Consider the following 25,813-nt stretch of genomic DNA (forward strand, 5'->3'; position numbering starts at 1 on the left):
GCACTGGAGTGCCGGAGTTGGGAGCAGGGAGGGCAAGTTTGAGCATTTGTACTAAAATTTCTAATATGCAGTTTAAATTCAGTACAGCTTAGAAGTTTCCTACTGTCTTTTCACTGATTACTGTTTACTGATAACTGAAAAACCACTTATGACAGAAAATAGAGATAACTTCAGCGAAACTTATAATGCACTAATCGAGCGCATTGTCAATCTAACTTTAGAAGGAAAAATCAGGGCTAAATCACAGGTTTATAACCTTTTAGCGGAGGGTTTAAAAAATGGCACAGGAGAAATTTTTGAGCGTTGTTTAACGGAAAAAATAATCGTTACTCGCTCACAGTTAGAAACAAAAATTAAAGCGACTAGGGTTTTGCGCGCCTTGGAAACCATCGAAAGTGAATGGGAAAATTATCAAAAAACCAATCAGCAAAATTCTCTCACGGCAGCGGCGATCGATAGTCTGGTGAAAATCGATCGAGAGGATCGTTTACTAACTTTAGTGAATTTAATCGATCCCAATCAAAGTAATGCTTTAAACCTAGAACAATTACAACAGTTAGCCAAGCATTTACAGACAGTTTCTCAGCAGCGGGGAGAAGCGGATTTATGGCAAATTGCCACGGGGATTAATCTGGGGTTAAATACTTGGTCAAATTTATCGAATGATCTCACCAGTTGGCTCTACGAACAAAATCGTAATCTTGGTTTTACTAATGATAATGAGCGAGTGACACCCTGGCAAATTTGGGCAAGTAAAGTTAATCCCTCTTGGTTAAAACGAGTCTTAGAAAGTTTAGCTAATCAACAAGCTTTTGATTCTCTCACCCAGGATTTAACTCTAACCGATTGGGTAGAAACTGCTATTGTTTTTCAATATATCCAAAGGGGACTAATTAACTTTTTTGATCAGCGTATCTATAGCGAAAAATTAGGAGCAAAATTATCTATTTCTACCTTTCTCACCTTTGCTTTAATTTGGTCACTGTTAACCAATAGTTTTGAGCAAGTTAGTAAAAATTCCCTCTATAGTCGTGGCTGTTTTCAGATGGCTTTACAAATTCTGAGAACCTTTGCTCAACGGGACTATTTTCCTTTATACGGAGGAATTTTTGCTTCCTTTTCTGGCAGTTATCTCAAGGAAGCATTAGATTATTTATCAATTCCTCTGCGTTATGTGGAAGGTACGGGAGAAAAGGCGAGAATTTTAACTTTAATTGCCTATTCTAATCGCATTCGTGGCGACTATCCACAGGCCAGAGAATGTCATCAACAAGCTTTAGAAATTGCTCGTCAACAGCAGGATTATGCTTGTGAAATAGCTAATTTAAACCATTTATCCCGTCTCAATGCTATCCAGAAAAACTATACAGAAGCGATTAATTTAAGTCAGAGAGCTTTAATTTTAAGTCGTCAACAGGGTAATAGTTTAGGACAGGCTAACGCTTTAGCTAATTTGGGTTATAGTCAGGTACAAGAAGCACAACAGTTAGAGAGATGTGATCCAGAAATTTATCAAAGTTCGATCGAGTATTTAAAACAGGGACTAAAGTTAGCGGAAAGTCTCCAAGATTGGCAGAGTAAATCCCTTTGTTGTAGCAGTTTAGGTCTAGCCTATATTATCCTCGAAAGACCCCAAGAAGCGATTAATATTCTCCTACAAGGATTAGAATCGGCCAAATACTACGGAGATGTATATCTGCAAGGTTTATTACTAACTTATTTAGGGGAAGCTTACTATCAAGACAAGAATTTTGAACAGGCAATTTATATGGGTTCCCTAGGAATGTATTGGCTACACGAAATAGGTGCAGTGGAATGGCGACAAGCTGCTAGTCTATTAACAGTTATTCGCGGTAAAAATATCGCAGAATTTGAGCAGAATTTCAGTCAGGAACGTTCCTCCCTGATTAAATCCCTTGGGGTGGAAGGCTACCAATATATCTCAGAAATCCTCAGCAAATATCAACAGGGTAATTAGTGAATACACAGCCTAAGTTATTAATTAATCTCTCGGTACTTTTTCCCCAACCCACAGGAATCAGTACCTACATTCTTAACCTCTTACCCTACCTGAAAAATTTAGAACCAACCCTACTAACAGCTAATAGTTATCCCGACTTTAACTGTTATTCTATCCCCAAGAATCTCGCTCCCGATCGAGGAGCGAAAGGTCATTTAAAACGCTTACTCTGGACTCAGTGGCAGTTACCGTCAATTTACCGACAATTAAAGGCCAATTTACTCTTTTCTCCCCTTCCAGAAGCGCCGATAAATTCTCATTGTCGCTTTGTCGTCATGGTCCACGATTTAATTCCCCTGCGGTTTCCCAGTTTTACTTCCCCCCTAACCCACTATTTCCGTTATTATGTGCCGCAGGTATTACAACAGGCAAAACATATCATCTGTAACTCTCAGGCAACGGCCAAAGATATCACTGAATATTATCAAATTCCCGCCGATAAAATTACTTCTATTCCCCTAGCCTATGATCATCATCACTTTCGCCCTACTGAAGATAATAAGCCAGAACATCCCTATTTTCTCTATCTCGGTCGTCCCAATCCCTATAAAAATTTACCGCGTTTAATCGCCGCTTTTGCCCAACTGCCCCCAGATTTAAGAGATTATCATCTTTGGATTGCCGGCAGCTTTGATCGCCGTTATACCCCCAATTTACAACAACAAGCGCGAGAATTAGCAGTTAGCGATCGCATTAAATTTCTCGACTATATCCCCTACGATCACCTACCCAAGGTTATCAGTCAAGCCACTGCTTTAGTCTTCCCTAGTCTTTGGGAAGGCTTCGGATTGCCCGTTTTAGAGGCTATGGCCTGCGGTACACCCGTGATTACCTCAAATTTGTCATCTTTGCCAGAAGTCACGGCAACAGCGGCAATTTTAATCGATCCCTATCGAGTCGAGTGCATAGCCGATGCCCTAAAAATTATCGCTCAAGATCGACAATTACAGTCAAAATTAAGTTATCTAGGCAAAAAACGAGCCGATGAGTTTAGTTGGCAGAAAACCGGTCTAGCTACAGCCGCAATCTTAAACCAATATCTAGGGTATGCTTAAAAAGTCTTGCAGTGGGAACCCCAGACAGGATTACAACTTATACTAAATCCGTTGAGTATAGGCTACATATCAGAAAAGGCAAGAAGCAAAAGGGGGAATAAATAATCAGTTTTTAATAACCAGATTTAGCATTAATAGTTTCTAGAAAATTGACCCAAAAAAAGAGGCTACTTTCTCCAAGATGGCCTCTAAATTTTTTATTAGGGGTTGGGGTTTTAGGGTGTTAGGGTTTTAGTTGAATTCCCCCACTTCCCTACTTCCATCTCCCCACTTCCCTATTCCCCAGAAGTATTAGGATCGATTTTGAGAACTAAAACCCCTAAAGGTGGTAAACAAAGATCGATCGAGTAGGGACGGCTATGATAGGACCATTCCTCCGACCATTTACCGCCAAGGTTGCCCATATTACTACCGCCATATTTACCCGCATCGCTGTTAAAGATTTCCTGATAAAAACCGGGATGAGGTACACCAACACGATAATGGCTGTGGGGTTGGGGAGTAAAATTACAGACCACCACGACGAACTCCTGCCAATTTTTGCTCCAGCGCAGGAAAGAAACGACGCTATGACTATTATCACTACAGTCGATCCACTCAAAGCCATCCTGACCAAAATCCTGGGTATATAAAGCAGGTTCACTCTTATAGGTGGTGTTCAAATCAGTGAAAAAGCGTTTTAGCTGTTGATGGGGTTCGTACTGCAAAAGACCCCACTCCAAATCACCCCAAACATTCCACTCACTCCACTGGCCAAATTCCATGCTCATAAACATGGTTTTCTTGCCGGGGTGGGTAAACATATAACCAAATAATGCCCGGACATTGGCAAATTTTTGCCACTCATCCCCCGGCATTTTGCCAATCATATTACTTTTGCCGTGAACCACTTCATCGTGGGACAAAGCCAGCATATAATTCTCGCTGTGGTTATACCACATACTAAAAGTGACATTATTTTGATGGAATTGACGGAACCAGGGATCCATGCCGAAATAATCGAGCATATCGTGCATCCAGCCCATATTCCACTTCAAATTAAAGCCTAAACCGCCCATATAGGTGGGCCAGGACACCATCGGCCAAGCAGTGGATTCTTCGGCAATAGAGAGAATTCCGGGGAAATAGCTAAAAATTACATGATTAACTTGACGCAGGAATTCCGCAGCCTCTAAATTTTCCCGGCCCCCGTACTCGTTGGCCACCCATTCCCCATCTTTACGACAATAATCGAGATAGAGCATAGAAGCCACCGCATCTACGCGAATACCGTCAATATGGTACTTATCGAACCAAAATAGGGCATTAGCGACCAAGAAATTCCTGACTTCGTTGCGACCATAGTTAAAAATTAGGGTTCCCCATTCCTTGTGTTCCCCTTTGCGCGGGTCGCCGTGTTCATAAAGATGAGTCCCGTCAAAGAAAGCTAACCCGTGGCCATCTTTGGGGAAGTGACCGGGGACCCAATCCACTAGCACACCAAGGCCATTTTGGTGACATTGATCGATAAAATACATGAAATCTTCAGGATTGCCGTAGCGACTGGTGGGGGCAAAATAACCCGTCACTTGATAACCCCAAGAACCATCAAAAGGATGCTCGGCGATCGGTAATAATTCGATATGGGTGTAACCTAATTCCTTAACGTAGGGAATCAGTTTTTGGGCTAACTCGTAGTAACTCAAAAAGCGCGCCCCAGTGTTCCATTCTGACACGGGAACCGCTTCCCCTTCTCCGGAAAGTAAACGGGGGGGTTCGGCGCTGGAAGCGTGCAGCCAAGAACCCAGGTGTAATTCGTAAACGGAAACCGGTTGAGTTAAAGGATCGCTATGGCGGCGTTTTTCCATCCAATCGCTATCATCCCAAGTATAGCTATCTAAATTAGCCACGATCGAGGCGGTTTTCGGGCGTACTTCTTGGGCAAAACCGTAGGGATCAGATTTTTCGTAAATGTGACCTTCCCAATTTTTGATCTCGTATTTATATTTAGTACCAACACCGATTTCCGGGATAAACAATTCCCAGACCATATTATTACGTTTCCGCATTTGGTGATCACGACCATCCCAGCTATTAAAATCACCAATAATCGAGACATTACGGGCATTAGGAGCCCAAACGGCGAAATAAACCCCTTTAATACCCTCGATTTCGGCTAAATGCGCCCCTAATTTTTCATAAATGCGATGATGGTTGCCCTCCCCAAACAGGTGTAAATCAAAATCGCTGAGTTTGGCAGAACGGAAAGCATAGGAATCATAGATTACCCGTTCCTGTTCTCCCTCCTGGATGCGTAATTGATAATTGTTCAGTTCACCGATATCGATAACGCACTCGAAAAAATGGGGGTGATAGGCGGCAGTCATGGGATATTCTTGTCTTTGGGACGGTAAAATAACCCAAGCAGCCGTGGTTTTTGGTAAATAGGCTCTAACAACCCATTTATTTACTTTTCCTTCTTCTTCTAGGGGATGGGCCCCCAAAACCTCAAAGGGATCGTGATGGAGGTTGTTGACGATTTGATGGACTTGTTCGGGGGATACCACTATAGACATTCATTTACCACTCTTGACATCTACAATACTTATAGCAAGGAAATAGTCATTTTTTCGTTGCCGTCTGGGAATTTTCAAACTAATCGTATATTCTGGCTATCTATTTAACTATGGCTGTGGCTGCTGCCAAAACTATCATGGTTAAAGACGATTTTGCGCTCCAAAACCTGATTTTCCGCTTTCTCGATCAAAAAAACTAGCAAATAAAAGCGGTGGCCGATGGTAAAACTGCCAATTTAATCTCGATCTGGTCATTCTCGATGTTAATCTGGCGGAATACCCTCGAATTTGACCTACAACACATCTCTATACAGTTCTTAACTGGAACGAGTTTGATCCCTAGGAGATTGACTTTCTTCTAATTCAGCTTTGATTTTTACCGAGTCTTCAATCTGCTGGGCCTCTCGCTTAAATTCACTTTCAAATTCCTTGGATGCTTCTTGAAATCCTCGAATCGTTTTGCCTAAACTGCGACCGATTTCTGGTAATTTCTTCGGTCCGAAAACTAGCAGGGCAATCAAGAGAATTAACCCCATTTCTGGTAATCCAATCCCAAAAATATTCATTTTTCTGCTCCTAATAAAAAACTTGCGGTGGGCAATAACCCACCTGCCAAAGTCCGAGGGACAATTCTGCGGCCAAAAATGCCGACGAGATTGTTGTAATCTGCTTACTGACCCCAATCTACATTAAATCCTTCTAAAATTAGGGAGGAGTTGTAGATCTGTAAAATAATCAGCAAAAAGACTAAAAACAGAGCCATAAACACTCCCATCAGCAAGGTAGTTCCCCAACCGGGAGAGACTTTACCATATTCCGAATTGAGGGGACGAAGGATTTCACCTAAGCGTGTACGCTGTGCCATAAGTTACCAAGAAAGATCTGTAAATGATAATTTTGTATTGATCCGTAATTTGACGAACTGCCAACCAGTCAACCCAGTCAGATAAAATCTACTGCTGTTGCCAGTGGAGCTTTTTTGGTCTAATTCCTAACGGAATCGTTTTTCGCCTGCCCTGCCACGCCCACAAGAATCTGCAAGCGCCTACAGTACGGCAATTATTCTAACATTGTTTGGTGATCTTCTCAGGATTTAGCAGACGGTGCATGGGAGTTGGGCTGATTTTTCAGTAATCACTTATCAGTGAGGGGTTGGGGTGATGGGGGAGAAGGGAGAAAAAATCTGATCGATCAGTGATCACTGATCAAGTCTCCTTCGGTGCTATGATTGAGGATGTAAAGTTTTATTACAACGGTATTCGTCTTGGTCAAGCTGAATACTGACAAAAGGTTAACAACACTACCTTAAACAAGCTCTCAAGAGAGGATACAGAGAACACATGGCTTACACACTTCCCCCTTTACCCTACGATTACACTGCCTTAGAGCCTTGTATCACCAAAAGTACCCTAGAATTCCACCACGACAAGCACCACGCCGCTTATGTCAATAACTATAACGGTTTGGTCAAAGATACGGAACTCGATGCTCTCTCTTTAGAAGAAGTTATCGTTAAGGTTGCCGGTGATGCTTCTAAAGCTGGGGTTTTCAACAATGCCGCCCAAGCATGGAATCATAGTTTTTATTGGGACTGTATGAAACCGGGTGGTGGCGGTGCGCCTACCGGTGCTTTAGCCACTAAAATTAACGCAGATTTCGGCAGTTTCGAGAAATTTGTCGAAGCTTTCAAAACCGCCGGTGCTACTCAATTCGGTAGTGGTTGGGCTTGGTTGGTTCTCGATAACGGTACTCTCAAAGTTACCAAAACCGGCAACGCTGATAATCCTTTAACCGCCAGACAGGTTCCCCTCTTAACTATGGATGTGTGGGAACACGCTTATTATCTCGACTATCAAAATCGTCGTCCCGATTACATCAGCGACTTTTTAACTAAGTTAGTTAATTGGGATTTCGTGGCCGCTAATTTAGCCGCAGCCTAAAAAGTTGACTCAGTTAATCAGTTATCAGCCACTGAAAGAAGCTACGCACCGCTCAACTAAACTTACTCAAACTTACTTAAAAGCCTGAAAGCTTACTCATTCGTAGTTCGACAGGCTCACTAACAAGTGGGTCAAGCACTACAGGATTAAACGGCAAACCCTTTATTCCCTGGTCAATGACATCAGGAATTACTTTTCTAATGATGTTAAATGACCCATTGACATCGGCATTTAACAACTGATTTGTTCCCATTTTATACAGTCCCCTAGCTAACCTTTTTCGCTTAAATAATGGTTTTTCTTCACCATATTTAGGTAACTTATCCCTATCTAAAGCACTGGATTGTGAGGTATAGGATTCTTCAGTTATTATGACTTTTATTCCTTTTAATTGAGCTTTGTAGGTTAACATTTCTATTAATCTATAATGGGGAATATTAACAAATTGTTGATTATTCCTTTTTCCTAGATTAAGAGATTGTTTCATCCGCTCATTATGCCCAATTATTAACGTCCCTATTTCATGAATAATACACCAATCTATTACTCTTTTACTGGCTGTGTGTGGATAATTTTCTACTCGACGGTTTCGTTTATGGGTTAGGAATATCAATCTCTTAGATGAGGGTTGATTATTTCTGGTTTTCAGTTGAGATTGTAAGCGGGAACGTTGTTTGTTGTAGAAGGTGTTAATTGCTTTTAACGGTCTGCCATTTACCAAAAGAGGTGCTACACCTGTTTGATTTGTAGTTACAGCCATTAAGTTATTAACTCCTAAATCTATCCCAGCTATCTCTTGTTTATCTGTGGTTTCCGACCGTCTTTCATAGACTATTTCAATGACATAACAGCTACTTTTGGGGACAATTCTCACTTCAATTATTTCTCTGCGGGAAGTGGTCAATTTTACGTCGCTCATAGACAAGTGACAAATTCCTTCTTTTAAAGGTTTTTTATAAATTGATTCCTGAGAATATATCAGCAGGTTTCTTCCTTTGATTTTCTCCTTATACTTAATAATTTTGGGGTTTCCTAAAAATTTTTCAGGGTGTTTTTTCCAAGCTCTAAAAGCGGCAAAGTAACTAAGCCAAGCCTGATCTAATCTTCTGATTATCTGCGTGCTTCGGTTTCGTGGGTAAAGCTAAATAATCTGAGGTTTTAGATACCAGATGATAGAGTTGATTAAAACTCAGTTTTTGGGAGTTTTCAAAGAAATATTGGCGATAATGGTAGTTAGCTAGATTGAACAAATTTTTTGACAAGAAGGCATAATGGTCGATTTCTGACCATAAGGGATGGTTTTGACTGATAATATGACGTTCAACTAGCTTCATATCTTGATTATACCTGATAACGTTCTTAAAATCTATCGGTGGCCAAAGTTACTTATTTTAGCTATCTAGCTACAGAAATGAGTAGTTTTAAAAAGCTTTAGGTAGGTTTTTGGTTTCTGTGGTTAACCCCAAAAAGAAAAAGAAAAACTAGGGGTAAACTCTGATATTCTAAGGACAGAAGTACCGCTCAACTTGGGTTTTTCCTGATTGACTGCCGTAATCAACCTCGACACCTGAGTCAAACTGCTCGATTTGGTCATGACCAGGCCAAAACTCCAAGTTGACCGTCCGATAGCTTGCGGTATTGACAAATGAGGTAGATGTTCTGATATTATGCACGACCACTGCTGGAGATATTTGTTTTTCAGCATTGTCTTTCACGATGCTCCTCTAAATCTCTAGCTTGATTTTCTCACCCTGAGTGTGTGACTGCTCACCTCTTTGTAATGACCTACACCTGTCAGGATGTGGGGTGCGGGGAGAATAAATGAAATAATCTCCTAAGTAGTCGTGCAAAATTAATTTCCTAGTAAAGATAGGCAAAAGGCAAGAGGCAAAAGGCAAGAGGGGGTTAGATATGTGTAATTAATTTTGCTTAGGTACTTATCTCGTGACTCCTGACTTCTATCTCGTGACTCCTGATCACTGATCACTATTGTCTTTCACGATGCTCCTCTAAATCTCTAGCTTGATTTTCTCACCCTGAGTGTGTGACTGCTCACCTCTTTGTAATAACCTACACCTGTCAGGATGTGGGGTGCGGGGAGAATAAATGAAATAATCTCCTATCTCGTGACTCCTGACTTCTATCTCGTGACTCCTGATCACTGATCACTCAGATATGGTACGCTAAACAGGATTTAAGTATTATTAACGATTGCTATGAAACAGCGCGGCGTGACGGTTTGGTTAACGGGATTGAGTGGTGCGGGGAAAAGCACGATTACCGAGGCATTACAGGCAAAATTAATCGCTGAAGGTTATTCCATTGAAGTCCTCGATGGCGATATAGTACGGACAAACCTCACCAAGGGTTTAGGATTTAGTAAAGAGGATCGCGATGAAAATATACGTCGCATTGGTTTTGTGTCTAATTTGCTCACCCGTCACGGTGTGATTGTTCTAGTTTCAGCTATTTCTCCCTATCGTGAGATTCGCGAAGAAGTAAGGGGAAAAATTGGCAGTTTTGTCGAAGTTTTTGTGAATGCTCCCTTAAGCGTCTGTGAGGAGCGCGATGTGAAAGGATTATATAAAAGAGCGCGCGCTGGCGAAATCAAGTCTTTTACGGGAATTGATGATCCCTATGAACCACCTTTTAACCCGGAAGTGGAATGTCGCACTGATTTAGAGACTTTAGAGGAAAGTGTCGCCAAAGTCTGGAACAAATTGACGGAATTAGGCTACATTCATCAAGCTGTGGCGGTTTAATCACAAAATAACTTTGTATTATTGAAAAATATCGTAGGGACGTGGACTAAAAACGTCTCTACCTCCTGATTAACTCCTTAGGCAAATTTGTTAGTTAATCTCCTTTTCTTCAGTACCTAAGTAAGGTTAATTATAGCTCTCAGTTAACCTCTGGCTAAAGTGCAAGAGTGCCTAAACAGTGAGCAGTGAGCAGTGATCAGTAAACAGTAAACAGTGAAAAGACAGTAGGAAACTTCTATTTAATACTGTTCACTTAAAACTTAAAACTTAAATCTGATAACTGGTAACTGATAACTGATAACTGGTAACTGATAACTGGTAACTGGTAACTGATAACTGATAACTGTCTCGACTAGCAAATTAATTTTGCAGGAATACTTAATATTTAAAGGCGCTAAATTATTTTGAAATCTCGCTCTAGTTATTGGAATCTCATTCCCTATCTCCGTCCCCAAACCCAAACAATTATTTTGGCGTTTATCTGTACGATCGGATTTACGGTATTTTGGCCGATTTTAGCTTGGTTAGCTGGACAAATGGCCAGATATATCGGTGAGGGAAATGTGCAAGCATTGGCGACACTTTCGGGGGTGGGGGCAGTGGTTTTTTTACTGCGGGGAATGTCTCAGTATGGGCAAGATTCCCTGATGGCAAAAGCTTCTTTAAAAATTGCCCTAGAATTAAGAAAAAAAGTTTATGCACACCTGCAAACCCTCGGCTTAAATTACTTTGAAACGGCAAAAACTGGTGATTTATCCTATCGTTTAACGGAAGATATTGATCGCATTGGGGAAGTAATTAATAAATTTTTCCATGATTTTATTCCCTCAGCCTTACAGTTAATTGTCGTCTTTGCCTATATGTTTATTGTTAACTGGCAATTGACGATCGCTGTCATTATTATCGCTCCTTTGTTGGGAGTTTTGGTAGGATTTTTTGGTGAAAAATTATTACAGTATGCTCGTCGCGCTCAAGCGAAAATATCTAACCTTTCTGCGTTATTAACCGAAGTTTTTGGTGGTATTCGTGTGGTGCAAGCTTTCGCAGCTGAAGATTATCAAACCCAGCTTTTTGCTCAAGAAGCGGAGGAAAATCGCCGCGCTCAATACCTATCGGAATCCACCAAAGCTTTACAATACGTCGTAGTGGGATTTTTGCAAGCGATGGGAGTTATCTTTTTATTCTTCCTTGCGGGTTGGCAAATTTCCCAAAAGAATTTAACTGGTGTTGAGTTTGTTAGTTATGTGGCGGCGGTGGCTATGTTAATCGATCCTATCGCCCATATTACCAGTAATTATAATCAATTTAAACAGGGTCAAGCCTCCATGGATCGGATTTTTGAATTGTTAGCTATTTTGCCAACAATTACCGAAAAACTGAATGCGATCAAGTTGCCACCCCATAGCAAAAAAGTTGAATATTGTCAAGTAAATTTTTATTACAATGAGGACAGACAGGTTTTAAGAAATATTAATTTTACTGCAAACGCTGGGGAAATGATTGCTTTAGTGGGAGCATCGGGAGCGGGAAAAACCACTTTAGTTAATCTTTTATTGCGTTTTTATGACCCCACTTCCGGCAAGATTTTAATCGATGGGGTGGATATTCGTGATGTGACTTTAAAAAGTCTCCGGCGACAAATTGGCGTAGTTTTGCAGGAAAATATTCTCTTTTCTGGTACTATAGCTCAAAATATCGCTTTTGGCCAGGGAGATTTTAATCTGCAAGAGGTGGAAAAAGCGGCAAAGATTGCCAACGCTCATCAATTTATTAGTGAACTTTCCCAGGGTTACTATACCTATGTGGGAGAAAGGGGTGTTAATTTATCCGGTGGACAAAGACAAAGAATCGCCATTGCGCGAGCGGTTTTATCTAATCCGAGGATTTTAATCTTAGATGAAGCGACTTCGGCGCTCGATTCGGAATCGGAAGCTTTAGTGCAGGAAGCTTTAGAAAGAATTATGACGGAGCGCACGGTATTTGTTATTGCTCACCGATTAGCAACTGTCAGAAAAGCTAACCGTATTTTAGTCTTAGAAAAGGGTGAAATTATCGAGGTGGGTAATCACGAGGAGTTATTAAATCTTAATGGTCGTTACGCTCAATTTCATGCTAGACAATTTCAAGATTAGTCTATTTGGCGTTAAGAGTTGGGCGTTATTTCTGATTTTATCATTCAAGCCAAGTTTTTGGGGGGTAGAACCCCCCAAACCCCGGAGCGCATTAGTTTTTCGGTGGGATGCTTACACGCGGTTGTTCATACACTTGTACTAATTTAAAAGTCACCGATATAGCATTTATCTTAATGGTGAGGTAGGAAGTTTTCGTTTTGGGGAGTCATACCAAATCCGTTGAGTAACGCACAGAAAAAGGGTTTCTCAGAGAAACCCTTTTTCTACTCATGCACTCATGCAAAACGGAGAATAAATAATCAGTTTTTAATAACTGGATTTAGTATCAGTCGCGGAATTAGGTTAGACTTCATCTTTAGGGAAACGCTGTAAGTATCCAGACAGAATTAATTACACATATTTTTCCGTTCCCTCTACTTAGGGTTTTTTTCGGGGAATTCCTCGCAAGGTTAAAACATCATCGAGGGTGGAACAATAGTTTTTTAAACCAAAATCAGCAGGAGTATAGGTTTTAATGTGGGTGAAGTGGCGATAATTCATCGCAAAACGGTCCCATGCTTCCATCTGCAAGTTAAAAACTTTGATAAAAAAGTTAGCAATGGTTAAAGATAAAGGAATGCGAAAATAGATTTTTTTGTTTAAATAAGCGCAGATTTCCTCCACTGCTTGGTTAGCTGTTGTGCGTTGATTGCCTAGGACAATTTTGCTTTCTGGTGCGGGATTTTCGATTAAATAACTCACCACTTGAGCTATATCTTGAGCATGGATAAAATGAAAACTGCCATCAGCTTGAAACCAACGCACTAAACCGATATATTTCAACACATCCGGTAAACCACCATAGATATGAGAATAGGGTTTATTTTCGTCACCACCTAAGACAAAAGTTGGGTATAAAGTGATAATTTTATCGGCAATTTCTAGGTCAGTAAATTTACTATAACAAATGTATTTAGTGCGGATATAATTAGTTCCTATCTCCCCAGCTTCCGCTAAAGGTTGATTATTTTGATTGAGAATGCTGGCGGTGGAAAAGTAGAGGACTTTCTCGCAGATTTGAGCATCTAAATAACTAATTAATTCTAGGGTTTTTACCACATTAATCTGATAACTTTCCTCCTCTCCTCCCCAACTGGTAGCGATTAAAACCGCTATATTCATTGTTTTTAAAAGCTCGGCATATACCTCGATATTTTCCATATCGCCTAAAAGTATATGAACATTTGATCGCCCGTGGTAAGCAAATTTTAACTTCTCTGGATTACGCACTAAAAAATATAATTCATAGTCGGGATTTTCCAGTAAAATTTCAGCGATATAATGCCCAATACAGCCACTCACACCCGTTAGAAATATTTTTTTCATTATTTTAATTGATCCAGCAGAATTTAGGGGACAGTGTGAAAGTAAAAAGTCAAAAAGGGTGTTGTGTGTTGGGGTTTTAGGGTGTTGGGGTTTTAGGGTGTTGGGGTTTTAGGGTTTTAGGGTTTTAGGGTTTTAGGTTTTTAGGTTTTTAGGGTTTTAGTTGAATTCCCCCATTTCCCCATTTCCCCATTTCCCCATTTCCCAATTTCCCCATTTCCCCATTTCCCCATTTCCCCATTTCCCTGAGTAACTTTATTGATAACTAAATCCTTTAGCAGTTTCAAAGAAGAAACGCACGTTATCTTCAGGAGTTCCCACCAAAACACCATGACCTAAATTGAGAATATGACCTTGATTACCCGCTTTACGAATAGTATCAATAATCCGCTCGCGAATAAAGGACTGGGAACCGAATAAAACCCCCGGATCGATATTACCTTGAACCATCATCGCTTTACCTAAACGCTGTCTCGCTTCCGCCATATCGACAGTCCAATCGACGCTAATAATATCAACCCCCGATTTAGCCATTCTTTCCAAAACGCCGGCGCTGCCACTAATGTAGAGAATTAACGGTGTATCGGGATGGGTTTCTTTCACCAAACGAACTACTTTTTGTTGATAGGGTAAGGCAAAAACATCGTAATCTTGGGGAGTTAATTGACCCGCCCAAGAGTCGAACATTTGTACCACTTGCGCCCCACAATCGATTTGATAACGGACATAGGTGGCAATCATATCCGCTAATTTATCTAAAAATTGGTGCAGTACCGAGGGTTCCGAAAAAGCCATCCCTTTAATCACAGAATAACTTTTAGAACCTTTCCCTTCCACTGCATAGGCTGCTAAAGTCCAAGGCGCTCCGACAAAACCGAGGACAGTGGATTTATTTCCCACCTCTTGACGCAGGGTTTTTAAAATCGTTTTGATAAAAGGTAAAGACTGATCGGGATCGAGGGGATTAAGTTGGTCCACCTGCGCTTGAGTACGAATGGGAGAATCGATAATCGGCCCCTTACTTTCGATAATATCAAAGGGAATACCGATTCCTGCTAGGGGAGTGAGGATATCGGAGAACATGATCACCCCATCCGGTTGAAAAGCGCGCCAAGGTTGCAGGGAGATTTCGATCGCTAAATCGGCATTTTCCGATCTTTCCCGAAAACTGGGGTATTTATCGCGCAATTCTCGATAAATCTGCATATAACGTCCTGCTTGTCTCATCATCCACACGGGAGGACGGGGTAAGATTTCTCCTTTGGCAGCGCGTAATAAATAAGGTATTTCAGGGGAGTCAGTCATATCACGATGATTATTCTATTGCCTTTTCTACGGTATCATCCCCCGTACAGCTAATTTTTCTAGTTTTTCCTTAAGAATTGTTAACGAAAATTATCCCCCTTTGCATTGAAACTGGGTACTGGAAATTGTAGTACAATCTTTTGGTTTGAGACAGGGTGTAGAGTGTAGGCTATAGGGATAAGTTGATAAAATCTATGGCGGATTCAAAAATTCAATCTTACCGAGATTTAAGAGTTTGGCAGGAGTCCGTAAATTTAGCTGAAAGTTGCTATCGTCTCACTAAAACTTTTCCCAAAGAAGAGCTTTATGGGATGACAACACAGATTCGCCGAGCTTCGGTGTCAATAGCAGCGAATATTGCCGAGGGGTATGGACGCAAAACCAGGGGAGAATACATCCAATTTTTGTACATAGCTCAAGGTTCTCTCAAAGAGTTGGAGACTCATTGGTTAATCTCTCAAAGAGTTGAACTAGCTTCCCCTCAGAGCGTCAATCCTATTCTTAATCAATGTGAATCAGTAGGCCGACTCCTGCTAACTTTGATTCTTTCCCTTGAAAATAAATAACCCCTACACCCCACACCCCACACCCTACACCCCACACCCTACACCCCACACCCCACACCCTACACCCCACACCCTACACCCTACACCCCACTCCCCACCCTGGGATGAACTCGACGCAATCGCAAGGCATTTGTCACCACGGAAAGGGAACTTAAAGCCATGGCAGCACCGGCAATAATCGGATTGAGCAGAAAAGGATAGAGGACTCCGGCAGCGATGGGAATAGCAATCAGGTTATAAATAAAAGCAAAAAAGAGATTTTGTTTGATATTTCCCATTGTTGCCCGACTTAACTCAATAGCGGTCACAATTCCCTGTAAATCTCCCGAAATTAGGGTTATATCGCTTGCGGCGATCGCTATATCGGTCCCCGTGCCAATAGCAATACCTAAGTCCGCTTGTGCCAATGCGATCGCATCATTGATGCCATCGCCAACCATGGCGACTATTTTCCCTTTTTTCTGCAAATATTCGATTTTTTCGGCTTTTTCTTGGGGACGGAGTGCGGCAAAAAAGCGCCGGATACCCAACTCGCTGGCGATCGCCTCTGCGGTTTCGAGGTTGTCCCCCGTCATCATCATCACCTCTAATCCCATTTTTTTGAGCTTGGCGACCACTGAGGAAGAAAAAGGTTTTAAAACGTCGGAAATTGCGATCAACCCCTCTAAACCCCCGTTAACCGCTATCCAAGCTACGGTTTTTTTCTGCCATTCCCAATCGTGGGCGACTTTTTTAAGAACTTTTGTTTCGATCCCTTGACTTTCTAACCATTGTTGTGTACCGATTTGCACGAAATCTGACCCGACTTTCCCCTGCACTCCTGACCCAGTTATTGAGTCAAATTCGCTTACTTCTAGGGTTTTAATCTGGTTTAACTGCCCATATTTAACTATTGCTTCTCCTAGCGGGTGTTCAGAATGATTCTCCACCGATACGACTAACTGCAGCAGCGATAATTCCCGTCCATCCCTCACCCCCTCGCGAGTCAAGAAGTCCGTCACCGTTGGTTTACCTTGGGTGAGAGTTCCCGTTTTATCGAGGACAATAGTAGTAATACCATGAGCTAATTCTAAACTTTCGGCATTTTTAATTAAAATTCCCTGTTTTGCTCCCTGTCCTGTTCCCACCATAATCGAGGTGGGTGTAGCTAATCCTAGCGCACAGGGACAAGCGATGATTAGGACTTCCACCATTGTAATCAAAGCGAGGGTGAGATTACCCGTGCGGAGAATCCAAAATAGGAAAGTTATTACCGCAATAATCATCACCACCGGCACAAAATAAGCGGTCACTCGATCGACTAATCTTTGTATAGGTGCTTTTGATGTTTGCGCGGTTTGCACTAATCGAACAATCTGAGCTAAAACCGTATCTTTTCCCACCCGTAACGCTTGCATTTGTAGGCTACCAGTTTTATTAATTGTCGCACCGATTACCTGTTGATTGACGGTTTTTCGCACGGGTAAACTTTCCCCCGTCACCATCGATTCATCAATGCTAGAACTGCCTTGGATAATTATGCCATCGACGGGAATTTTTTCCCCCGGACGCACTAAAATTATATCTCCTACTTTCACCTCTTCTATTGGTAGATCTAGCGTCTGCTCTTCCCTAATCACCCTAGCAGTTTTTGCCTGTAATCCCATTAATTGTTTAATCGCGGCAGCCGTTTCTTTTCTGGCCCGTTTTTCGAGGAAACGACCGAGTAAAATCAGAGTAATGACGATAGCTGACGCTTCGTAATAGACATGGGAATTAAATCCCTGTTTTTCGATAAAATCGCTCCCGAAGGTTAAAAACAGGGAATAAAAATAGGCGGCACTGGTTCCCAAAACTACTAAAGTGTCCATGGTGGCAGTGCGATTTTTAAAAGCTTTCCACGCATTTTTATAAAAACTTTGACCGCACCAAAATTGGACGGGAGTAGCGAGAATTAATTGTAGTAAAGGATCGTGTAACCAATGGGGAATAAAAGATAGAGATAAACCCGTCATCATCGGTAAAGAACCGATAAAAAGTATGATACTAATAACAATAGCGATCAATAGTTTAGGGAGAAGTTCTTTTTCTGGCCTGGATTCGAGATTAATTTCTGTTACCGGTGTGGCCTGGAAACCGGCATCCCTAACTTTTGCTTGAATAGTGTTAAGATCGGTACGCTTGGGGTCATAGTCCACATCCACCTGTTCCATGCCAAAATTAACTTGACATTGAGTCACTCCGGGGATAGATTTAATTATCCGCTCGATCGAATTAGCACAACCAGCGCAACTCATCCCGGCGAGTTTGAGAGTTTGATGGGTCATAATGTTAATAGCAGCGGAAGTCAGCAACAAAATCCCCTGCAGCAGAGTTATATCTTTAGGATAAAATATTCCCCTAGCTGCAGGGTCAAGAATCCTTTGTTAATTTTTCTGAATAGATATGAAGAAATGTCAAAAAGAGTGTCTGTGTTTTCCTAACACACCCTTAGTTTTTATGGACAAATTTCAGTTAACCCCACTCTGTTGCGTATCTTGACCTTGCACAGCGTCGGCAGCAGAAACACCATCACCCTGAAAGCCAAAATACCATAAAGTAGCGGCAGCTTCAGCGCGAGTTACTGGTCTTTTTGGCTGAAATAGGGTAGTAAAACCAAAAACTCGCCGAATATTAGCTTGTTCAGCATTTTGAAAATCGGCATAAAGAGCGCGCACCAGCTGCGGGTTAATTTTATTAGTATCCTGAAAACCCCAAGTATTTTTAATCGTATCAAGATTGGCGCTCGGTAAAGCTTTTCTAATATCTAATGGCACTTTCCAAGCGATTAAATCTTCCCGGGTTAAAGGAGCATTGGGACGGAATAAAATGGCGCTACTATCTCCCGTTAAAGGAGAGGGAATTAACCCCGCTTCTGCTAGTCCTTGAATATAAATATAATCGGGATCGTTATTTTTAACATCACTAAAAGTCGGGGAACTATTGGCAGTAGCTAAACGGATTTGTTTACCCGCTACATTAGCATAAATGGCATTATTAGCCTGTAATAACCAGCGAGCAAATTCTCGGCGCGTTATTGTATCATTAGGGTTAAACTGATTGTTATTACCTGTTAATACTCCTAATCTAGCTAAGTCTTGAATGTGGCTCTTTAAGGGATTAGGTAAGGATTCGAGATCGTTAAAACTGGTGGGATTAAGATTGGGTAACGGGGAGGGACTAAGGGAGGGACTAGGGGAGGGACTAGGGGACGCAATTGGGGTTCCTATTGGACGATAATCGAGGCTATATTCGGTATTGGGAGAAGTGGCAGTTATGGTGATAGTTAACTCTAAATTATCTCGACGGGCCGTTAGGGTACTATTAACTCCTTCCCCAGAAAAGGGAGTAATAATTTGCCAATTATTATTAACTAATTCCTGTTGATAAAAAGCCTCGATCGCATTGCTGGGATCGTTGGATTGCCAACGGGTTTGTCCACCAGTATTATCAGGATTTGTCTGCACGGATAATAATTCTGATTGACTATATCGAGGAATTTCTGCGGGAAAATTTGCGGGTAATTGCCTGTTATTAGGAGAATTTTCTGGTGTGGGATTTGTTTGTAGATTAGGATCGGCAGCCAGACGATTTTCTAGGTCAGGATTGCCACTACAGGCTGCTAAAATGCCCAGCAGGGTGATAATTGTACTGTAGCGAATAAACTTACTCACGGTCTTTACCAATATTGTTTCCTTAGCTTTATCCTAGCTTATTTACTCAGGTTTTTGACTAGAGAAAATTTTGCGCCACCATTGACGTAATTTCCTCAGCAGAAATCTTCCTAATCCTTTTGTATATTTTTCAAATTTATAGTAAAATAAAATGTCGATTATATCTTGGGTAGAAAGATACTTGAGATAGAATACTCCTTGATCAATACGCGCATCACTATACTCTAAATAAACTTGGCGACTGAGGCGATCGGATAAATTCCATTTTGGCTGAAAATATTCTTGCATCCGCTGTTGATAATCGGTAAAACTCCTCGATTTTCCCTGTAAATATTCTTCCATGTATTGACAAGCAATTTCGGCTCCTTTCATAGCATAGCGAATACCTTCCCCTCCTAAAAAGTTAACCGTAGAAACCGCATCACCAATCGCTATAATATTCGGTTCTTGATAATAAATATCTTGCAGATTGAGTGAGTATTCTAAAATAGAACCATGGCTGTCAATTGTATCATATTTAGAGAGATTCATGTAGGTTTGCATAATTTGTGTAACATAACTTTTTAAAGGCTTAACTTCAGAAACATAAGGATGTTCTCCCTCTAACCAAGCAGCTCCTATTTTTAATTGCTGATTATCCATAGGAAAAATCCAGCTATAACCTTTAGGACTCCATTTGTGACCGAGAAAAAACACTAAATTATCTTGATATTTTTGATAATCTATTTCTGGTACAGCAATTAAATATTCAATACCCACTGCTTTTAAAAAATCAGGTTTTTCTCGTCTATGTTTATAGATAACTGCTCTAGCGTATCCCGTAGCATCAACCAATAAACGAGTAGTAACTGTCTCGATTTCCTCGCCTTTTGATTTCAAGAAAACAGTTAGCTGATTCTCCGCTTGTTGATATTTCAGATAACGACAACCTAAACGAACTTCTCCCCCACAACGCAGCACTTCTGCAGCTAAAAACTCTCGCAACTTGGCAAAATCAAAAACTACCCCTAAAGGTTGCGCTGATGACCAAAAATGATGTATGCTAGTGGAGATAATTTCGATATTTTTCCAAAACCTAGCCACTACGGTTTCGGGGAGATTGAATTGTTCTAAAATTTCTAGGGGAGAAGCGGCACTAGAAAAATTATTATCTTGCCAACTAGAATGTTGTTCCACTAAAAGAACACGATAACCTTTTTCACTTAATAATCTACCACAGTGACCTCCCGCCGGTCCCCCCCCAATAATTACTACATCATAATCCATGATTTACTCCCTAGCCTAATCGTGCTAACTTGCCTCTATTTTACTCTAAATTGCCCGGGAGCAAGTCAATTTTGCCAGAACAAACGTACCAAGCCTCGTTCAAAGTGTTCCGTTCAGGTACGCACAACGAAGTTTGAGAACTTGAGGTACATTCCTTTCATTCCATTGCGCTCCCGAAATTTTCAAGCGTCTATCGATTTGTTTAATCGTTGATTCCACCGCTCCTGAACCAATCGAACAAATTTCGTTCTCTTGAAAATAAGAATAATCGATTATTCGATGACAATGCTCTCTCAAGTAATTACAGAAATTTTCCGCTTGTTTTTTCGATAAAGAAGAGAATAAAGCGATAGTTTCCTCGACTTTTCCCTTCCATAACAAGCTTTCCACCAGATGAAACCAATCTAAAACCTCTCGTTTTTCGACTGGGGCTTCGATCTGTCCGATGATTTTCCATATCCACGGATGATCGTCTCCTAGACAGGTTAGAGCATCGGACAACTCTTGCCGATTTACCCACTCGATTAAAACCTCGTTTTCCCTGAACGTGGCTTTGGTCACTAGATTATCTGCCTGGATCGCCTTCTAATCTTTACAAACGCACGATTCTCCTTTTGTCTCCGTTCAAAGAGCGTACTTTCCCACCATCCAAGCTAATTTCTTTGATAGTTTCTCTTACTTCTTCCTCGGGAAACTCGTGGCGCTCGACAATTCTTTGTAACGTTTTCTCGGAAACTTTTATTCCCGTGTATTTGGGTAGATCCTTTTCAGCATTCTTGTAAGAAACCGTGGCACGTAACCTTAAACAACATTCCTCTAAAGCTGGACTAATTCTTTGATGGGATTCCAGATGTAAATACTCCGCTTGTTTTTCGCTGACGGGTAGTTGACCGATTATACTTTTTAGAATTCTTTCTCGTCCCGCTTTTGTTCCCGTTGTTTTTTCGATAAAAAAATTCCTAATTGGGGGGTAACATAATCTAAAGTCTGTTGTCGGATCGTTTTTTCAATATCCCCTAAACTGGCTAAGTCTTCGGGAGCGGCCTCTTGATAGAGAATTTCGGCGATTCCTCGGGCGTATTCTTGAAGTTTTTTCTGGTTTTCTGGGTTCATTGACCGTTTCCTCCTTTGATATATCCCTATTTTACTCGATTCTTCTACCGGTCTCCAGCGTACTCTTCTGCAAAACTGACTTGCTCCCTAAACGCTTTAATGGAGCGTAGTTGCGATTGGGTGCGGGTTTATTTGGAGAATCCTAATTCTGGTGTTAAGGAGGAAGATAGGCATTTGTGTGATGGGATTGGTACAAAGAATTAGCCCACCAATTTAATAATCAAGTTGGTGCGTAGGGCGCGGATTATTAACTTGTTTTTTTGTCAGAATTAGTAACCGCAAACACGCATCCTACCGGATCTATACTCAACGAATTAAGTATAATAGGTTCCAATCCCAGTTATCTGTGTTACCATTCGGGGTAAATTCAAGCGATCTCCAGACACCTATGAGCAAGGTTCTCGTGTTGAATGCTTCCTACGAACCGCTAAATATTACCAGTTGGCGGCGCGCGATCGTTTTATTGTTGAAAGGAAAAGCTGAATCCCTAGAACATAACGGAAAAGTGGTTTGTCGTGACTTACCCCTACCTTCCGTTATCCGTCTTAGGCAATATGTCCGTGTTCCCTACAAGGAAATTCCTTTAACCCGTCGTAATATTCTCGAACGAGATCATCACACCTGTCAATACTGTCTCTACCGAGGTGAACAATTAACCATCGATCATGTGATTCCCCGTTCTCGCGGAGGGGGTGACACTTGGGAGAATTTAGTGGCGGCTTGTGTGCGTTGTAATGTGCATAAGGGCAATCGTACACCAAAAGAGGCCAATATGTCCCTACGCGCCCAGCCGCGTCGTCCCTACAGCAGTCTCCACTTTGAGCTATTAAAGCACACGAGGGGGAATCACAATCACGAATGGCGTAAATATGTCATCGGGATTTAGGGTGAAAAAGGCATGGTGAAACCAAGTCCAAAATTGATTCCCATGCCATTATTATTAGTCTGGGTGCGAGGATTGGCAACTCCCGTGCCTAGATAAACCGCACAACCGCGACAGGGGGTATTGACTCGGTAGCGCACCGCCATGGGATCATTAGGATCAGTGATAGTTACTCCTTGATGATTTAAATCTTTAATTAGATTGGTGACGGGTTTGAAAAAATCGGCGCTGGGGGGTTGACTTGGTGGCAGTTCTAGGGTTTGTTCTTGGGAAGCAAGAACGATTTCTGAAGCGATAACTAGTAGTAGAGAGGTGGTTACGCCAAATAAACCGAGATTATTTTTGATTTTCATCTTTTTTTTTACCGAAAGATTGTTAATTTTTTCTCTGAAAATTCTAGCGTTTCCTCGCGGGAAAGGACACTAATCAGTAAAAAAATTTACTGATGTCTGCCATACTTATAATAAGCAGCACAAGCACCTTCACTAGAAACCATACAAGTACCGATGGGATGTTCGGGAGTACAAGCAGTACCAAATACTTTACATTCCCAGGGTTTTAAAACACCCTTAAGAATTTCGCCACACTGACAAGCTTTGTGATCTTTAACACGCTGATTGGGTAGGGTAAATTTTTTCTCCGCATCAAAATTGCTGTATTCATCCCGCAGTTTTAACCCTCCTTGTGCAATTTCTCCTAAACCTCGCCATTCAAACTGATCCCGCAGTTCAAAAACTTGCTTGATTGCCGATAAAGCGACTCTATTTCCTTGATTTTGTACCACTCGATCGTACTGATTTTCGATCTCACATCTCTGCTCATCTAATTGTTTTAATACCATCCAAATTGATTGGAGAATATCCAAGGGTTCAAACCCAGAAACTACCACAGGTTTATGATATTCTTGGGCAATAACTTGATAGGGTCCTGTGCCAATTACCATGCTAACATGACCAGGACCAACAAAACCATCTAACTGTAAATCTGGGTTATCCAACAAAGCTTTCAGAGCAGGAATAATCACCACATGATTAGAAAATAAACTAAAATTAGTGATACCATCTCTTTGGGCTTCTAAAACAGTTAAAGCGGTGCTAGGAACGGTGGTTTCAAAACCTAATGCTAGAAATATTACTTCTTTATCTAGATTTTCTCTGGCAATTTTTAAGGCATCGCGAGGAGAATAAACCATGCGAATATCATCACCTTTTGCACGTGCTTGTAGCAGACTCAAATGGGAACCGGGGACACGCATAGTATCGCCAAAAGTTGTCAGAATTACGTTCGGTTTTTGTGCGAGAAAAATGGCATCATCTAAACGACCTCGCGGCATAACACAAACGGGACATCCAGGACCATGAATTAATTCGATAGTTTCCGGAAGTATTGCCTCGATACCGTATCTAAAAATTGAGTGGGTATGACCTCCACAAACCTCCATAATTTTAGTAACTTTTTGCCGTTTTTCAGAGATTCTTATCGATAATTGTTCAATTTGTTGAATTAATCCTGCCGCTTTAACTGGATCACGAAATTCGTCAACGTATTTCATAGTTTATCTCCTTTAATTATAATTTTTAGCTGTCGTTTGTCATTAATAATTGCCGTAATTTACATTTCTTAGAGATAGACAACAGCATTAATTTATGGGTGACTATTTTAAGAACATTAATTATGATTAAATTCTGCCTCTAATTCCGCTAATTGTGTTAATAAATTTAAGGTTTCTTGCGCCTCATCTTCATCGATTCGATTCATAGCAAAACCCACATGAACTAATACCCAATCCCCTACACAAGTATTAGCGGGATGGTCTTCATCAACAATGCAAGTAATATTTACTTCTCTTTTTACACCCCCCACATCGACGAGAGCGAGATGATGGTTTTCATCAATGATTGCTGTAATTTGTCCTGGTATGCCTAAACACATAGTTTTTACCTTAAAAAATCTAGTTTTTCCTAATTATGCGCTGATTTTTTGCCTAGAAATTGATAAGAGCAACGGAGAATCAGGTCATACTTCATTCCTCTGAGAAACGCTATACAGTCAAAGGTTATCCTTTTAACTTAGTCCTACCTGCCATTCTGGACTATTGCCCTCAAGAACAGCTTTTTTTCCCATATCTTTTTTAAGATTTCCCCCGTCCTGAACCGTGGACAATATCTCAGCAGGGGTAAAACTTTTGTATTAGGGACTATAGTTATTTCAAATAAGAACGAGACACTAGGCGACACAATAAGTACGAATAATTTCATCAAGGGTTGTCCCCACAGGAGCATACATTCTTGCCCTCTTTAATGCACTAAAATCATGTTCGATATCATTTAAATCAGGAGAGTATTTTGGCAAAAACACTACCTGATGACCTGCTTCTTCTACCAGTTGTTTAATGACTGTCTTCCGATGAATTGGTGCATTATCCATAATTAATACTGATGTTATGGTTAGAGAGGGCAATAAATATAAAGATAACCACCCTTCAAAACCTTCGGCATTCAGGCTTCTCGTAAATACCATCGGTGCAATAAAGTCTTTTTTTCCCTTTCTTCTCCCGGCGACAAGGTTTTCTCTTTTTCCTCGTTTTCCTTGTCTATCTCCCAATACTTTCTTCCCTTTTTTTGACCAAGCATAAAGGCAGGCTTGAAATTCTTCAAACCCTGACTCATCAATAAATACAAGGCTTTCACTTCCATATTTTTTAATCAATTCTCTCAGCACTCTGTAGTATTTCATTCTTTCTTCTCGGTTTCTTTCTCTATAACGAAGTTCCTTCTTTTTTCTGGTAATTTTCATTTTTTTAAGGCATAGCAAATGGCACTTGGTCTCACTCCAAACTTCTCGGCTCTGTCTCTTAATCTTGCCTCGGGATTTTCTTGGACATCTTTTGACAGTGCTTTCCAGTCCAGCTTTCTCTGACGGTGTTTTACCTTTGTTGCTTCCAGTTTTTCCCTACCTAGCCATCTATATATCGTCGCTCTTCCTATATTAAATAGAGCGGCGGCTTTGGTTATGCTTCCCCCATTCTCTACATAATCGATCACTTTTTTTCTCAAGTCTAGGCTATAAGACATTTTTCTGTATGGATTGCTCGTTTCTCTTCATTTTACCTTATTTTTCCCTCGTCTCACACTTATTTGAAATGACTATACATCACTTTAA

General features: G+C 41.0%; 21 protein-coding genes and 2 pseudogenes. 7 read left to right on the forward strand and 16 right to left on the reverse strand.

Features of this window, described 5'->3' with window-relative positions; all coding sequences use genetic code 11:
• The first annotated feature begins 148 nt into the window (after window positions 1-148).
• Window positions 149-1,978: a hypothetical protein gene (locus tag ACE3JL_RS03650; protein ID WP_375328865.1), complete on the forward strand. Its 1,830-nt coding sequence runs from the start codon at window positions 149-151 to the stop codon at window positions 1,976-1,978.
• Window positions 1,978-3,075 carry a glycosyltransferase family 1 protein gene (locus ACE3JL_RS03655; RefSeq protein WP_271991519.1) on the forward strand — a complete coding sequence of 366 codons (1,098 nt, stop codon included), beginning with the start codon at window positions 1,978-1,980 and terminating at the stop codon, window positions 3,073-3,075. The genes ACE3JL_RS03650 and ACE3JL_RS03655 overlap by 1 nt, the downstream gene beginning before the upstream one ends.
• 275 nt (window positions 3,076-3,350) lie before the next feature.
• Here the strand turns inward: ACE3JL_RS03655 and glgB are convergent, their stop codons facing one another.
• The 3 genes from glgB to psbH all read right to left on the reverse strand — a co-directional run bounded on the left by glgB (window position 3,351) and on the right by psbH (window position 6,495).
• A complete protein-coding gene (glgB, locus tag ACE3JL_RS03660) occupies window positions 3,351-5,630 on the reverse strand; it encodes a 1,4-alpha-glucan branching enzyme (protein ID WP_375328866.1) in 2,280 nt (759 codons plus the stop codon).
• A 317-nt stretch (window positions 5,631-5,947) separates the two neighbouring features.
• Window positions 5,948-6,196, reverse strand: a complete 249-nt coding sequence (locus ACE3JL_RS03665) for a TatA/E family twin arginine-targeting protein translocase (protein ID WP_002743526.1) — start codon at window positions 6,194-6,196, stop codon at window positions 5,948-5,950.
• A 104-nt stretch (window positions 6,197-6,300) separates the two neighbouring features.
• Window positions 6,301-6,495: a photosystem II reaction center phosphoprotein PsbH gene (gene psbH / locus ACE3JL_RS03670; protein ID WP_002736544.1), complete on the reverse strand. Its 195-nt coding sequence runs from the start codon at window positions 6,493-6,495 to the stop codon at window positions 6,301-6,303.
• A gap of 475 nt (window positions 6,496-6,970) precedes the next feature.
• Here psbH and ACE3JL_RS03675 point away from each other — a divergent pair, with 475 nt between their 5' ends.
• Window positions 6,971-7,570, forward strand: a complete 600-nt coding sequence (locus tag ACE3JL_RS03675) for a superoxide dismutase (RefSeq protein ID WP_271991524.1) — start codon at window positions 6,971-6,973, stop codon at window positions 7,568-7,570.
• 76 nt (window positions 7,571-7,646) lie between these two features.
• On the opposite strand, the gene ACE3JL_RS03680 is transcribed toward ACE3JL_RS03675, so the two are convergent.
• From ACE3JL_RS03680 to ACE3JL_RS03690, 3 genes are all read right to left on the reverse strand, one after another.
• Window positions 7,647-8,684 (reverse strand): RNA-guided endonuclease InsQ/TnpB family protein, encoded by a 1,038-nt coding sequence (locus ACE3JL_RS03680; RefSeq protein WP_375329579.1) that lies wholly within the window; start codon window positions 8,682-8,684, stop codon window positions 7,647-7,649.
• Window positions 8,653-8,904: a transposase gene (locus ACE3JL_RS03685; RefSeq protein ID WP_375328867.1), complete on the reverse strand. Its 252-nt coding sequence runs from the start codon at window positions 8,902-8,904 to the stop codon at window positions 8,653-8,655. The genes ACE3JL_RS03680 and ACE3JL_RS03685 overlap by 32 nt, the downstream gene beginning before the upstream one ends.
• Window positions 8,905-9,072: 168 nt before the next feature.
• Complete coding sequence (locus ACE3JL_RS03690; RefSeq protein ID WP_375328868.1) at window positions 9,073-9,285, reverse strand: hypothetical protein; 213 nt, start codon at window positions 9,283-9,285, stop codon at window positions 9,073-9,075.
• A 501-nt stretch (window positions 9,286-9,786) separates the two neighbouring features.
• Here ACE3JL_RS03690 and cysC point away from each other — a divergent pair.
• Entirely contained in the window at window positions 9,787-10,332 is a 546-nt protein-coding gene (cysC, locus tag ACE3JL_RS03695) for an adenylyl-sulfate kinase (RefSeq protein ID WP_271988987.1), read from the forward strand.
• 404 nt (window positions 10,333-10,736) lie between these two features.
• Entirely contained in the window at window positions 10,737-12,464 is a 1,728-nt protein-coding gene (locus ACE3JL_RS03700) for an ABC transporter ATP-binding protein (protein WP_375328869.1), read from the forward strand.
• 417 nt (window positions 12,465-12,881) lie between these two features.
• Here the strand turns inward: ACE3JL_RS03700 and ACE3JL_RS03705 are convergent, their stop codons facing one another.
• A complete protein-coding gene (locus tag ACE3JL_RS03705; protein ID WP_271988989.1) occupies window positions 12,882-13,829 on the reverse strand; it encodes an NAD(P)-dependent oxidoreductase in 948 nt (315 codons plus the stop codon).
• A 252-nt stretch (window positions 13,830-14,081) separates the two neighbouring features.
• Window positions 14,082-15,131, reverse strand: a complete 1,050-nt coding sequence (gene hemE / locus ACE3JL_RS03710; protein WP_052277836.1) for a uroporphyrinogen decarboxylase — start codon at window positions 15,129-15,131, stop codon at window positions 14,082-14,084.
• A gap of 194 nt (window positions 15,132-15,325) precedes the next feature.
• Between hemE and ACE3JL_RS03715 the strand changes: the two genes are divergently transcribed.
• Window positions 15,326-15,697 (forward strand): four helix bundle protein, encoded by a 372-nt coding sequence (locus ACE3JL_RS03715; RefSeq protein WP_375328870.1) that lies wholly within the window; start codon window positions 15,326-15,328, stop codon window positions 15,695-15,697.
• Between the two features lie 80 nt (window positions 15,698-15,777).
• On the opposite strand, the gene ACE3JL_RS03720 is transcribed toward ACE3JL_RS03715, so the two are convergent.
• The 4 genes and pseudogenes from ACE3JL_RS03720 to ACE3JL_RS03735 form a co-directional block, all read right to left on the reverse strand.
• Entirely contained in the window at window positions 15,778-18,003 is a 2,226-nt protein-coding gene (locus ACE3JL_RS03720) for a heavy metal translocating P-type ATPase (RefSeq protein WP_375328871.1), read from the reverse strand.
• Between the two features lie 183 nt (window positions 18,004-18,186).
• Complete coding sequence (locus tag ACE3JL_RS03725; RefSeq protein ID WP_271988658.1) at window positions 18,187-19,401, reverse strand: S-layer homology domain-containing protein; 1,215 nt, start codon at window positions 19,399-19,401, stop codon at window positions 18,187-18,189.
• Window positions 19,402-19,431: 30 nt separating this feature from the next.
• Complete coding sequence (locus ACE3JL_RS03730) at window positions 19,432-20,655, reverse strand: NAD(P)/FAD-dependent oxidoreductase (protein ID WP_375328872.1); 1,224 nt, start codon at window positions 20,653-20,655, stop codon at window positions 19,432-19,434.
• 99 nt (window positions 20,656-20,754) lie between these two features.
• Window positions 20,755-21,768 (reverse strand): annotated as a pseudogene (locus tag ACE3JL_RS03735) (ISKra4 family transposase).
• Window positions 21,769-22,156: 388 nt separating this feature from the next.
• Here ACE3JL_RS03735 and ACE3JL_RS03740 point away from each other — a divergent pair.
• Window positions 22,157-22,654: an HNH endonuclease gene (locus ACE3JL_RS03740; protein ID WP_002785544.1), complete on the forward strand. Its 498-nt coding sequence runs from the start codon at window positions 22,157-22,159 to the stop codon at window positions 22,652-22,654.
• On the opposite strand, the gene ACE3JL_RS03745 is transcribed toward ACE3JL_RS03740, so the two are convergent.
• From ACE3JL_RS03745 to ACE3JL_RS03760, 4 genes and pseudogenes are all read right to left on the reverse strand, one after another.
• Window positions 22,651-23,004 carry a hypothetical protein gene (locus tag ACE3JL_RS03745; protein ID WP_271992103.1) on the reverse strand — a complete coding sequence of 118 codons (354 nt, stop codon included), beginning with the start codon at window positions 23,002-23,004 and terminating at the stop codon, window positions 22,651-22,653. The two genes, ACE3JL_RS03740 and ACE3JL_RS03745, sit on opposite strands and share 4 nt — an antisense overlap.
• A gap of 86 nt (window positions 23,005-23,090) precedes the next feature.
• Window positions 23,091-24,203 (reverse strand): hydrogenase formation protein HypD, encoded by a 1,113-nt coding sequence (gene hypD, locus ACE3JL_RS03750; protein WP_271992101.1) that lies wholly within the window; start codon window positions 24,201-24,203, stop codon window positions 23,091-23,093.
• 116 nt (window positions 24,204-24,319) lie between these two features.
• Window positions 24,320-24,583, reverse strand: a complete 264-nt coding sequence (locus tag ACE3JL_RS03755) for a HypC/HybG/HupF family hydrogenase formation chaperone (protein ID WP_002759304.1) — start codon at window positions 24,581-24,583, stop codon at window positions 24,320-24,322.
• Between the two features lie 294 nt (window positions 24,584-24,877).
• Window positions 24,878-25,725, reverse strand: a pseudogene (locus tag ACE3JL_RS03760) (IS630 family transposase).
• Between the last annotated feature and the right edge of the window lie 88 nt (window positions 25,726-25,813).

The organism is Microcystis sp. BLCC-F210 (genome assembly GCF_042134685.1).
In the GTDB taxonomy this organism is placed as follows: Bacteria; Cyanobacteriota; Cyanobacteriia; order Cyanobacteriales; family Microcystaceae; genus Microcystis; species Microcystis aeruginosa_D.

What these genes read in the sequence shown, in the direction of transcription:
- ACE3JL_RS03650 (WP_375328865.1), top strand. Translation starts at nt 149, where the DNA reads ATGACAGAAAATAGAGATAACTTCAGCGAAACTTATAATGCACTAATC.
- glgB (WP_375328866.1), bottom strand. Translation starts at nt 5,630, where the DNA reads ATGTCTATAGTGGTATCCCCCGAACAAGTCCATCAAATCGTCAACAAC.
- ACE3JL_RS03665 (WP_002743526.1), bottom strand. Translation starts at nt 6,196, where the DNA reads ATGAATATTTTTGGGATTGGATTACCAGAAATGGGGTTAATTCTCTTG.
- psbH (WP_002736544.1), bottom strand. Translation starts at nt 6,495, where the DNA reads ATGGCACAGCGTACACGCTTAGGTGAAATCCTTCGTCCCCTCAATTCG.
- ACE3JL_RS03675 (WP_271991524.1), top strand. Translation starts at nt 6,971, where the DNA reads ATGGCTTACACACTTCCCCCTTTACCCTACGATTACACTGCCTTAGAG.
- ACE3JL_RS03685 (WP_375328867.1), bottom strand. Translation starts at nt 8,904, where the DNA reads ATGAAGCTAGTTGAACGTCATATTATCAGTCAAAACCATCCCTTATGG.
- cysC (WP_271988987.1), top strand. Translation starts at nt 9,787, where the DNA reads ATGAAACAGCGCGGCGTGACGGTTTGGTTAACGGGATTGAGTGGTGCG.
- ACE3JL_RS03705 (WP_271988989.1), bottom strand. Translation starts at nt 13,829, where the DNA reads ATGAAAAAAATATTTCTAACGGGTGTGAGTGGCTGTATTGGGCATTAT.
- hemE (WP_052277836.1), bottom strand. Translation starts at nt 15,131, where the DNA reads ATGACTGACTCCCCTGAAATACCTTATTTATTACGCGCTGCCAAAGGA.
- ACE3JL_RS03715 (WP_375328870.1), top strand. Translation starts at nt 15,326, where the DNA reads ATGGCGGATTCAAAAATTCAATCTTACCGAGATTTAAGAGTTTGGCAG.
- ACE3JL_RS03720 (WP_375328871.1), bottom strand. Translation starts at nt 18,003, where the DNA reads ATGACCCATCAAACTCTCAAACTCGCCGGGATGAGTTGCGCTGGTTGT.
- ACE3JL_RS03730 (WP_375328872.1), bottom strand. Translation starts at nt 20,655, where the DNA reads ATGGATTATGATGTAGTAATTATTGGGGGGGGACCGGCGGGAGGTCAC.
- ACE3JL_RS03740 (WP_002785544.1), top strand. Translation starts at nt 22,157, where the DNA reads ATGAGCAAGGTTCTCGTGTTGAATGCTTCCTACGAACCGCTAAATATT.
- ACE3JL_RS03745 (WP_271992103.1), bottom strand. Translation starts at nt 23,004, where the DNA reads ATGAAAATCAAAAATAATCTCGGTTTATTTGGCGTAACCACCTCTCTA.
- hypD (WP_271992101.1), bottom strand. Translation starts at nt 24,203, where the DNA reads ATGAAATACGTTGACGAATTTCGTGATCCAGTTAAAGCGGCAGGATTA.
- ACE3JL_RS03755 (WP_002759304.1), bottom strand. Translation starts at nt 24,583, where the DNA reads ATGTGTTTAGGCATACCAGGACAAATTACAGCAATCATTGATGAAAAC.